General features: G+C 62.3%; 11 protein-coding genes. All 11 read right to left on the bottom strand.

Annotated features, from left to right (window positions below; genetic code table 11):
* Nucleotides 1-3025 (bottom strand): phage tail protein (locus tag N5C91_RS31515; RefSeq protein ID WP_279834422.1); only part of this gene is annotated, 3025 nt, incomplete at its 3' end.
* A gap of 56 nt (nt 3026-3081) precedes the next feature.
* Nucleotides 3082-3660, bottom strand: coding sequence for a tail assembly protein (locus N5C91_RS31510; RefSeq protein WP_279834421.1), 579 nt, complete (start codon nt 3658-3660; stop codon nt 3082-3084).
* A gap of 534 nt (nt 3661-4194) precedes the next feature.
* On the bottom strand, nt 4195-4986 hold the full coding sequence (locus N5C91_RS31505; RefSeq protein ID WP_279834419.1) for a C40 family peptidase: 792 nt from the start codon (nt 4984-4986) through the stop codon (nt 4195-4197).
* The gene (locus N5C91_RS31500) at nt 4979-5221 is read right to left on the bottom strand and encodes a hypothetical protein (protein ID WP_279834417.1); all 243 of its coding nucleotides are present in this window, start codon (nt 5219-5221) and stop codon (nt 4979-4981) included. Before N5C91_RS31500 ends, N5C91_RS31505 begins: the two co-directional genes overlap by 8 nt.
* Before the next feature lie 2 nt (nt 5222-5223).
* The gene (locus N5C91_RS31495) at nt 5224-5970 is read right to left on the bottom strand and encodes a phage minor tail protein L (RefSeq protein WP_279834415.1); all 747 of its coding nucleotides are present in this window, start codon (nt 5968-5970) and stop codon (nt 5224-5226) included.
* On the bottom strand, nt 5967-6305 hold the full coding sequence (locus N5C91_RS31490; protein ID WP_279834413.1) for a phage tail protein: 339 nt from the start codon (nt 6303-6305) through the stop codon (nt 5967-5969). The genes N5C91_RS31495 and N5C91_RS31490 overlap by 4 nt, the downstream gene beginning before the upstream one ends.
* Entirely contained in the window at nt 6305-9565 is a 3261-nt protein-coding gene (locus tag N5C91_RS31485; RefSeq protein WP_279834410.1) for a phage tail tape measure protein, read from the bottom strand. Before N5C91_RS31485 ends, N5C91_RS31490 begins: the two co-directional genes overlap by 1 nt.
* A 41-nt stretch (nt 9566-9606) precedes the next feature.
* Nucleotides 9607-9879: a hypothetical protein gene (locus N5C91_RS31480; RefSeq protein WP_279834408.1), complete on the bottom strand. Its 273-nt coding sequence runs from the start codon at nt 9877-9879 to the stop codon at nt 9607-9609.
* 45 nt (nt 9880-9924) lie between these two features.
* Nucleotides 9925-10149, bottom strand: a complete 225-nt coding sequence (locus tag N5C91_RS31475) for a hypothetical protein (RefSeq protein ID WP_279834405.1) — start codon at nt 10147-10149, stop codon at nt 9925-9927.
* Nucleotides 10146-10490 (bottom strand): hypothetical protein, encoded by a 345-nt coding sequence (locus N5C91_RS31470; RefSeq protein ID WP_279834403.1) that lies wholly within the window; start codon nt 10488-10490, stop codon nt 10146-10148. The genes N5C91_RS31475 and N5C91_RS31470 overlap by 4 nt, the downstream gene beginning before the upstream one ends.
* 44 nt (nt 10491-10534) lie before the next feature.
* Nucleotides 10535-11038, bottom strand: a complete 504-nt coding sequence (locus N5C91_RS31465; protein WP_279834424.1) for a hypothetical protein — start codon at nt 11036-11038, stop codon at nt 10535-10537.
* Nucleotides 11039-11079: the final 41 nt, after the last annotated feature.

Raw genomic sequence — 11079 nt, 5'->3', positions numbered from 1 at the left:
GAACACCCGCGTTCACGTCGGCCACTACTTGGGAAACCTGCTGGATCGTCCCGGCGTTCTTCGACGTTGCTGCTGACACTTGCTCCACCGAACGCGCCATGGCCTGGTTTTCAGTAACCCGGACCTGGCTCTCTTGGACGATCTGCGCCGTGGACTCCGCACCGCGCAACGCATCCTGCAGGTCTCCCTCGCCACTGTCGTCTCGATAGGCTGCGACCAGCACGCTCATCTGGCTCGCGCTGGCAGTGACCTTGCCGTCCAACTCTTGGATATCGGCGGTGTTCTCCTGCACCTGGATGGCCAGTCCGTTGGCCGATTCCACGATCTGCCCCACGTCGCCCCAGTAAACCGGGTTCGGCGGAGGGTTACCGGCCGGCACGTCCTGCAGGGCCTGATACAGGCGACCATCCTGCCGAACGATCTGTCCCTTCATGTAAGCCACCGCAGGGTCGAAGTACTGCTCCATCAGCTGGTCGACGTTGGTCTGGATCTCCTCGATGTTGTCGAAGAACTCCTGGCCCAGCGCCGACTCCACGTACTCCTTCGTAATCAGCTCGTTGTATTCCGAGGCATCCGACGAGGTGATTCCATCGACCCACCCCGACCAGGCGCCCACGTTGCCGGTGCGATCGATCAAACGTCCACGAAACGCTAACCGCGCTCCTGCCGGCATGGGCATGACGGTGTGCGTGTCTGTCGGATAGGCGAACAGGCCAAGCGCCGTCGCTGTCTGTTCACTACCACCAGGCGTGGTGGACTGCTGCAGCTCGGTGAATGCTGTGTCCTCTGCGCCGGCCGGGAAGCCCCAGTTGAGTTGAATCTTCCACGGCCCCGAGGTGGTGCGCAGGAACGCCAGCACCGGCGGCAGGCCGTCCTTTCCCACCAGGTTGGTGAGGACGGAGGTACGCCAAGTCGAAGTGATCTCGAAAGCGCTCACCGCGCGCACGCGGGCCAGATAAGCCCCGGCATAGATGCCGGTGACGTCGACGCCAGTGGCGCCCTGGCGAGGTAGCCGAATCCAGTTACCGCTGTCCTTCTTCCACTCCACGTCGTAGGCCACAGCGCCATCGACGGCAGGCCAGGCGATTGTCATGGTGCTGACCGCCAGGCCCTGATCGATCGTCCAACGCGAGGTCAGCGTCACGTTGGCGGGCGGCTGCACAGTGGTCACCGGGATGACGCTGATCGGCCGCTCCTCCAGGCGCGCGCCGGTGTCGATGTAGTCGAACTTGCTCGGCTCGTACTGCAGGCCGTTGATCGTCCACTGCCCGTTATCGTCGCGCTTGGTGCTCATCACCCGATAGAGCTGGACGGCCAGGTCATCGGCGTCGAGCGCCCAGCACAGTTCAGGCTCCGGCGCCTCCGAGTATGCAGTGGTGACGGTCACTGCCTTGCCGTTGACCGACTGCACGGTGCGCCCCTCGGCACGCCCACTCGGCAGGTTGATGATCAAGCGGTCACCGGCCTTCGCCTGGGTGACACGATCGAGCGTCACCACGCGCCCAGCAACAGCCGAGATCCGGCCGCCGATCTCGCGGCCGGCCAGCAGCGAGTCGGCCACAGGGATGATGTAGCCCGGCAGCGGAATCCGGCCTTCCATGCCGGTGGCGAAGGTGATGGTCCGGTCCTGCACGCTGGTCAGCACCAACCATTTCCCGCGCCGCTGTGCCTCGCTCTCGCGCGTGCAGCCGATGGCGCTGGCCTCCACAGGATTGTCACCGTACCGACGCAACAGCGCATCGTCGTGGTAACCGGTAACGTCCGTGTCGTAGTTGTTCGCCGGGTTGTCGTAGCTGACCAGGGCGCGGCTGTACCTGGTGCGCGCCGAAGCGGCGCCGTAGGTCATCTTCCCGTCAATCACGTTCGCCCGGGTGAAGACGTAGTCGAAGTCGGCAGTGCGCGGCATGTCGGCCTGCGAGACCAGTTGCCCCTGCGCCCAGTAGCTCATCCCCCGGTAGATTGCTGCGATGTCCCGCAGCAGAGTCCAAGCCTGCGAGCGCGATTGCAGGTTCAGGTCGCACAGGAAGCGCGGTTCCTGACCGCCCTTCCCGTCCGGTACCAACTGGTCGCAGTACTGGGCGATCTTGTACAGCTCCCACTTGTCGACCATCCAGGGCTTGATCCGCTTGCCCAGGCCGAAGCGCGCGTTGGTGCTGATGTCGTAGGTGATCCACGCCGGATTGTTGGTCCAAGCGCTCTTAAAGCTGCCATCCCACACGCCGGTGTAGGTGCGCAGTTCTGGGTCGTAGGTGGTCGGCACCTGGACCTTGCGGGCTTTGCACTCGACGGTGACGGCGGGGATGTTGCTGAACTGCTCCGCGCTGAACTCGATATAGAGCAGTGCGGTATTCGGGTACCGCAGCTTCGCGTCGATCACCTCAGTCAGCCCGGCGATCAGCATGGTGTCGGCGATCAGGCTGCTGTTCTGGTTCGGCGTGATGCGGCGCACGCGCACCTGCCAGCCAGTGGTCGCCGGCGGCAGGTCGATACGCTGGCTGCGCTCGTAGCGGCTGGTGGTCTTCCCGTCGACCGCATCCAGCAGCACCTGCTGATAAGCGGAGCCGTCGGTGCTCACCTCCACCGAGTACTCAATCCGGTAGCCCTTCACGTCCCCGCTAGTCTCCTGCTTTTGCAGGGCCGGCCAAGCGAAGCGCAGGCGCACGGCGGAGAGCTGGGTGTTGCTCACCGAGCGCACCCACGGGGTATCGCTGCGCAGCTCGACGTTCACCGTGGTCTCGTTTTCGACCGACGGAATGCCGGGGATGTAGTCCTGATCGACACTGCCGCTGCGCCATTCCCATTTCACGTTGGGGAAGTTGACGTTGCCGCTGGCGTCCACAAGCGGGGTGTTGTCCAGGTAGATATCCTGATCGCTCGGCCCCTCGGCGAACTCACCCTCCCCCACTGCCAGCAGGATCTTGGCGGTGGCCACCGACTGCAGGCTGTCGCGTGCGATCGACGGTTGCTTGGGCTTGCTGCTACCGCCCTTGCGGCCACTGAGGTGCTGCTGAACGTCGGTGCCCATGCATTTCTCCAGGCATAAAAAAACCGCCTCGCGGCGGTTGGTCTTGGATGGCGGGATCAGGTCTTGTCTTCGGCATAGATCGAGGCGCTGATGATCGCCCCGCCCCACCGGCGTTTGCCACAGCAATAGGGCACAGGGTTGCCACTGGCGGTGGTGTTCTTCGCGCTGCCGAAGGCGTAGCTGGGTAGGTTCTCAGGGGCAGCCGACTGGCTGAGACCCTTGGCTTGCGGGCTGAGCATCTGCGCCGCGCCTCCAAGCGCCATACCGGCACCCGCGATCATAAGGTTCGGACTTTTGGCGAAGAAGCCGGCAACGATCAGCGCGACGCCGAGAACTGTCTGCAGCACACCGGCGCGCTTGCTCCCCGAGATCACAGGAACAATCCGAACCTCTCGCGAACCGCCGGCGCCCATGTCCCCCTCACCAATGTTCTTGCGGTTGCGGAAGATGGCGAAGCGCATACCCATTCGCTCCAGGCGCTGGATAGCCTCCTTGAAGCCCGGCAGGGTATTGCGCAGAGCGCTGAACGCTTCCTGCACTGCACCCGTGTCGAGCAGGCGACGGTGCTCCCGGCCGAACTCGCGAATGAGCGGGCCGGACAGCTTGATGATGGTTGCTTGATTCGCAGTAGGCATGCTCCCTCCGGGCAATAAAAAACCCGCCGAAGCGGGTTTTTGATTAACTATAAAACTACTGAATTTTCAGATCATGTGCACGCCACACATCGCCACTAACTCTTTCCATGATCACGGAATATCTATTTCTAACTGTACCACCGAAACTATTCTGGGCATCTACATACGCGAGAACCGCATGTTTACAACCCGCTTCTTGAGGCAAGTACTCGACGCGCACGCCAGGGCTTGTAATCATAGGAAAGTCAGCCGTCCCAGGCGACTTCAAGCGCTGCCTGACAAACCCCTGAGACATTACAAATGCCATAGTTGAGTTCATACAAGCAGCACGCTCGGCCTGTAGATTGCGTTTGTTTATATTTTCTGCGCTATTGTATTAGAGAAAATACCAACCCCACGGAATGCACAGCAAAAACAAAAGCGCCACAAGGGCATTTGCAATCTTCCGCTCCCCGTCACGCGCGTGCGCCTGCACTGAGCAGTACAAAAAAACCGGAACAATCAAAGCCACACTAATAACAATAACAGCCAGAATCATCCTGACGAACCCTCCACTCCATAATCGCCAAACTGTAGCACGGAGCCATGCCGAAGGATCAGACGCGCCCGCTCATGCCAGTTGCCGCCGTAGACGATGATCTCGCTGGGCTTGCCGTAGAGATGGTGCAGGAGGAACGGCCCGGCGCCGAAGACCTTGCTGTCTTCCCCTGGCAGCACCGCGTCGGCGCCGAGGTAGATGCCGGCATGGTTCGGATGGTGCGTGCGCCCAACCTCGAAGACGATCATGTCGCCGCGCTGAGGTGCGCTGACCGGGCAGAAACCAGCCCCCTCGAAATACTGCTCATAGAGACTCGGCCCGTCGGCCTGCTCCCACCAGCCGTCCTGGCGTTCGAAGCGCTCGAACTCCAGCCCCCACTCGCGCTGGTACCAATCGGCGCACACCTGCCAGCAATCCCAAGCGCCGTGGACGAAGGGGCGGCCCAGCAATGGGATGTTGCCTGCCGGCGCTATGGTGCGCAGATCGCCTTCCGGCCAACTGAGGATGTGCCACGGCAGGCCGGATGCCTCGCACATGGCCAGGTCGTGGGGCGATGGTCTGCTGCTGGCGTCCGGGTGGCTATGCACGATGGCCACCACTTCGCCCAGGTCCTCCGCCGCGGCGTAGTCCTCCGGGTGCATCCGAAACTCTTCCAGCGGCTGGCTGGCCGTATTCCGGCAGCGGATGTACTGCTGCGCCTTGCCGTTGCCGATGACCACGCCACACGCCTCGCGCGGGTACTCCTCGGCTGCGTGCGCCTGGATGGCGCTCAGGGTCTGCTTACGCATCTCCTGGAACCTCACGCCAAGTGAACTTGACCTTCCCCACTTGCTGGATAGCCTCGGCAATTGCCCCATTCTCAGGCAGGTCGACCATCATCCGATAGTCGCTGGTGGTTTTGCCGTATAGCTCCTGGCGCCCGATCTCAGCACCGGATGCCGCGAATCGAATGGTTGCAGCACCAGCAGCCACGCCTGCGGGGCTATTGCTGTAGAGCTCGTTAATGGTGAGTTCGTAGCGCATGGTCAACTCCGGGCAATCAGGGACACTGCGGGGAAGCCGCCGAAGGGCAACTGATTGCCCTGCCCCCATCGCTTATTGCAGGACCGATAGAGGCCGGCACACTGGTCCTTCGCCGGGTCGTCGGTCGGGTTGTCGTCAATGTCGAAGTACGGACCGGTGTAGCCGCAGTCGGGACCGCGATAGCCACCGGTCATGCACCAGTGGCACAGCGTGGTCATCTGCCGACCAATGGCCTCGTTGCCGACATCACCAGGGCTGGCCAGCTCCCACTCCACCACCTGGTTGTCCTCGCCGGTCTTCTGGTCGAAGTACCAGATGCTTATCGACTCCTGGGTCGGGTCCGCATCGGAGTTGCCCGCCGGGAAATTATCCGCGTCCAGGAACTCAGCCAGCGTCTCGCGGATGGTCAACTGGAAGTTGGCCAAGTCATCGAAGGCGATGCAGAGAGCCGTCAGGCGCCCGCTGACGTTGCCAGCCGAGAACTTCGGGCGTACCGCCGTGCCGTCCCCGTTCGCCTCGATGCCGCTGATCTGCACCGGCCAGGCTGCGTACTCCTGCCCCTGCCACCAGATCGACTTCGCCGGCAGCTGATCCGCACTGGCGCCGGCGGCTGCCAGCTCCTGCGGGGTGTGCGGGATGGCGTGTCCGTGAAAGCGCAGCACGTCAGCGCCGAACTCACTGCCGTCCAGCTCGAACAGCATGATCTCGGCGCCGGGCTCCAGCTTCTGGAGCTGCAGAATGAGACTCATGGATGGAATGCCTGGTCAAAAGTGAGCGAGAGAACCTCGATCGCGCCAGGCCGCCGCTGCTTGCGGTAGGCCTTGCACTTGTACATTCCCAGATCGCCGCCGGGCGGAGTCCAGAGGAACGACCGATAGCCCTTGTGCCGGCGAATGAAGTCGAGGATCGGCCCTACTTCTTCTGGCAGGCCGCCGAAGGTCAGGGACCAGCTCTGGCTCTCGCCATTGATGCCGTCGCCGGACTCCTGCGCATAACCGTCGCCAAACTGCGACGTACGCGTTCGCAGGGTGCCGTCGACATCAGCCTCGTCATCGGGCACCCAGGTAAACGTCTCGATTGCCATCAGCCCCTCCCGGCCGCGTAGCGGTAGCTGACGCCACCAGGGCGCCAAGATTCAGCGACGGCACGTTCCGCCGCTGCCTGCATCTGAATCTGCATGTTCTTCTGCAGAGCGTCCTGGTCGAGCTCCATGCCTTCAGAGCTACGGTCTTCCATGTTGACCGACACCGGCGCGTTGATCTGCAGGGCGGTACCACCGCCGCCACCCACCGAGCGAACGCCCAGCGAGCCGTCGGCGCCGCGAGCCAGTGGCAGGATCGCCTCCGGACCAGCCTCGCCAACGACGCCCATGTCGCCGCCAGCCATCCCGAACGCGGTTGGCCGGTTGACGATGCTGTTGGTGAATGCGCCGCCCTTTGCAAAGAACTGAACGCCGCCATCCCAGCCCCCGCCCTTCGCCTGTCGCGCCGACCAATTGGCAAAGTCTGTGCCCGTGTAGCCGGACTGCGTTGCGCCGGCGGCAGATGATCCACCACCGAAGTAGCTGCCGGCCGCCGACACACCCATGCCAATCAGGCCGCTGAGCAACCCGGTTGCTGCTTGCTGGCTAGCAATACGCGCCATGTCGTTGATCACGCTGCTGGCAAAGTCGCGGAACTTTAGCTTGCCAGTCGTGGCGAAGTCGGCCAGTGCATTGCTCGCTGTGTTGAAGCCAGTGGTGAGCATGTCATCGGTCGCCGATGCCACGTCCGCCGCATCCGCCTGGATGTTCTGCCACGCCCGGCGGGCGCCGTTGCGGTAGTCCCGCTGCGCTTCCAAGCGCGCACCGTAGCCATCGACCTCCATCTGCAACTCGCGCGCTTGGAAGTCGGCGAGATCTGCCAGGCGCTGCTCATAGGCAGCAGGGTTCAGGCGCCGGCTGGCGTCCTCCTGCTGAGCCTCCAGCTCGCGCCGAAGGTCGGCGTACTTCTTCTTCACGGCATCGAGCCGTTGTGCCTGGTCGCGCTCATCGTCACCGAGGCCGATGCCGGCGACGTCGGAGTTGATCGCGTCCTGTCGCGCCTGCAGCACCACCTCCATGGCCTTCCGGTAGGCGTCGGCGCTGTTACGCCGTTGCTCGGCCAGCTTCTGCTCCTGCTGGATGCGCTTCTGGATCGAACCGTCGGCATAGGCTTCGTTCAGGTTCTTGATCCCGAGCTCCATCTCAGCGCTGGTGATCTTGCCGGCGGCCTGCGCCTTGCGCAGTTTCTCCACTCCCTCGGTCAGGTCCTCCAGGCGCTTCTTCTCCGGCAGCGCCTTGTCGATCAGCGCATCCAGCGCCTTGACCTCATCCTGCAGCGACTTCGTGTGCGTCTTCTGGGACTCGGTTGCTTTCTTGTTGGCCTCCGCCTGGGCCTTCTTCGCATAGGCAGCAGAGAGGATTGCAACCTTGTCGGCTTCCGTCGCCTCCTCGTGGTCGCGAACCCAGCGCTCTGCTTCCTTGACCGCATCGTTGTTGTCCTGAAGAGCGCCCAACTGCTTCTGCAGCGTCTCCAGATAGGTCTGCCCAGCGCTGCTCATGCCGGTCTTGGCGGCGTTGTTAGCGTTGGTCGAGGCTGTATTTTCGTCCGTCACACCTGTCAGCACGCGCAGGATGTCGGAGACTTTCTCGGAGCGGTCCCCAGCCTCACTGAGGACGCCGGCCTGCTTAACCCAAGAGTCGATCTTCTCCGGCGAGATTCCTGCGCGCTTTCCGGCTTCTTCAATAACCGGCGCTAACGACTGGCCAGCAGCCTTGGCCTCATTGAGCTGGCCGATCAACTCCTGGTACTGAGTCAACTGCTTGGTGTATTGCCCTCCCATGTCACGGGCTGGAGCAGTAACCATCGCCGAGCGGATCGACTGAGCAAGGGCGCCGTAGGAGTCCCGTACCTCATCCGAGGCCTTGATTTGCTCCTCTTTCCACTTCACCAGCGCCGCAGCGCGCTGATCTTTGCTCAGCTTCTGAAACTCTTCCCGTACCTGCTCGACCGACTTCTTCAAGTCGTCCAGGCCAAATCCTGCCTGATCCGCATTGTCACGCAGTAATAGGAATGATGCCGCTGCCGTTCCGGCGAGCATGGCCAAGCCCACGGGGCCACCAAGAGCAGCAAGTAATCCGCCAGTGGTTACCCTCGTTAGATTGGCTTGCGCGATAGCCAGCGCCTCAGTAGCCGCCGTGAGCGCAGCCTGCTTAGGAATAAGCTGTGTCTGCACCACGGACAGACGCTGCAGCCCCGTCGCAGAGGCAACCGCTGCCTCCGCTTGCTGTAACTGTGCCACCGCAAAGATACGCTGAGCATCAGCCGCAACAATAGCGGCCTGAGCGTTCTGGATTGCCGCGACCTTCAAAGCTATTGCAGCCTTAACCGCCAGCGCAGCCTTAGCGGTGTAGAGCGTCAATGCTCCGGCACCAAGTCCGCCAACAATCGCCGCGACAATCTCGAAGTTATCTGCCACTACCCCCAGGGCGCCCGCCAGCGCGGCAATAACCCCCGTGCTTTCCTCCATCCTCCCAAGGAAGTCAGTCATCGCATTCTGGATATTGACCAACGCATCTTGCACGCTAGTCGACATAGCAGCCGCTGCCTTGCGGTTCACCTCCACCGTACGCAGCAGTCCGGTGTTGATGTCATCAAGCGACAGCTTGCCCTGTACGCCCAGATTGCGGATCTCCTCCGCGCTCTTGCCAGTCGCACTGGCGATCGCGTCGACGATCGTCGGCATCGCATCCTGAATCGATACCCAGCCGTCAGCCTCAACCTTGCCGGTTTGCAGGGCCTTCGAATATGAGTCCAGCGCAGATCCTGCCTTGTCGGCCGACGCGGCGTTGGTCACCAGCAAGAAGCTGAAGCTATCGGTGATATCTAGCGTCTGCTGCGTGTCGAAGCCCAGCGAGCGCATAACGGCTGCCGTACGGATGTACAGCTCCTGAGCCTCGGCCAGCGGCCGATACGTCTCTTGAGCAGTTTGCAGCAAGTGCTGTTGCACCTGGTTGTAGGTCTCGGTGCTGCCCGCAGCCATCTCCATGCGATCAGCCATCTGCCCGTAGGCATCAACCTGTTGGATGATGCTACCAACCAGGCCGGCCCCGGCCAGCGCGGCAAACGCCCCTCGCATAAGTTGGCCAGCCTTCGAGGCGGAGTCACTCACCTGATTGAAGGCTGAGTCAACAGTGGACAGGCTGCTATCGATGCTTGAGGTCACAGTAGTGACAACCTGATCTGCACTAGCCAATTCACGGCGCAACTGCGCCGTAGTGGCCTCGATCTGGATCAGCATCCCCTGGACTTCACGATCCGCCATACTTTCCTCCGGGCAAGAAAAAACCGCCCGGAGGCGGTTTATCAATCATCTTCACGCTGCTGCCACTTAGGTGGCGGTTCTTTGAAAACCTCATTCGACCTTTGTATAAGCCGGCTAACTCGCCGCCGCTCAAGTAGCTCCGGGTCATTAAGCCGAGCCCGAATCTGTTGATAGCCAATCAAGATGAGACCAATGATCAGCGCGACGACGAGAGCACCGACATACACCACTGCCCCCGCAGTGAGAAGCCCAAGCACCCATGGCGCAAGCAGCACGATGATCACTAGCAGCAACACAACAATCAGAGTTTGCATTTCTACCTCCCGACCTAGTGATATTGCCGGAAGGTATCATAGGAACTATTCCCCAGGGCCTCGCAAAAACGCCTTTAAGCGGTCGGCGACGCTGGCCTTCCGCTTCGGCGCAGACTGCTGCTGAGGCTTGCCGCCGCCCATCCAGTCCAGGCGGGCATCCAGCGCCATCAGGATTTGCGGGATCGGCGTTCGCCATGCGGTTTCAGGCGGCCAGCCCAGCCAGCCGGTGGCCACGCCGAACAGGTAGTCGACGTAGCTGCCATTCCTCACGGCGCTGTGCTGGCCGCCTCGGGCTTTCCCCGTTCGGAGATGCTCGGCGGTACCGGGCTCAGCAGGCCTGTTATGTAGTCGGTGAGCTGCGCAGAGACCTTGACCACGCCAGTCTCGAAGACCTGCGTAGCCAGGGTCGTGTGCTCCTCCGGCTTCAAGCCGGCGGCAGCGATAACCACATCAGCGCAGGCGCCGATGCTCAGCAGGCGCATGGACTCCATCGCTGGACGGAGGCCACCGAAGCGCGATTCGATCTTCAGCGCGGCCTCCAGGGTCGGCTGCAGTGTGTAGGTACGGGCACCGATCACCAGCGTGACAGTGCCGTGCAGGGCTTCACTCATGGGCATCTCTCAGTCAGGGAGGAGACGGGGCATAGCCCCGTCGATTACGGGCCTGCCGCCGGGCCGGCGGGGATTTCGAGGATCGGGGTGTTGATGCCGAAGGTCATGTTGCGGCGCACCACGTTGTCGGCACTGCCGGCAGCAACGGTGTTGTTCATGACCTTCACACCGAAGTAGTAGGTGGTCGGCAGGATCACCGGGGTTGCGGTCGGGTCGCCGTCGTTCAGCGTGACCTTCACGTTGTAGTTACCCTTGGTGCGGTCTGCGTGAGCAGCCTTGACCGCAGTCTGCCCGGCATCGCCGTTGTCCAGACCGACAGTCAGGGTCATGTCGCCGGCATCCGCGGTGCCCTTGTACTTGCGCACACGACCATCGCCCAGCGCGGTGAAGTTCACGTTGCTGAAGGTATCGCCGAACTCGCCGAGGTCTTCGATCTCGCCGACGTCCACATAGGTGTCGGCTTCGTAGCCTGCTTTGTCGGCTGCCGGGGTCTTCGTGCCGAAACCGAGGCGGCACCCGGCGGCCGTGTTGAGGTTGTCTTCTGCCATGGTTTCCTCCACTGGCGTTGGTTGGTGGTGCTCAGGTAGTG

Origin of the sequence: Pseudomonas sp. GD03903 (genome assembly GCF_029840045.1) — a bacterium.
Taxonomy (GTDB): domain Bacteria; phylum Pseudomonadota; class Gammaproteobacteria; order Pseudomonadales; family Pseudomonadaceae; genus Pseudomonas; species Pseudomonas pseudonitroreducens.
The sequence above is the reverse complement of the archived record's forward strand: the minus strand, read 5'-3'. Positions and strand labels throughout refer to the sequence as shown.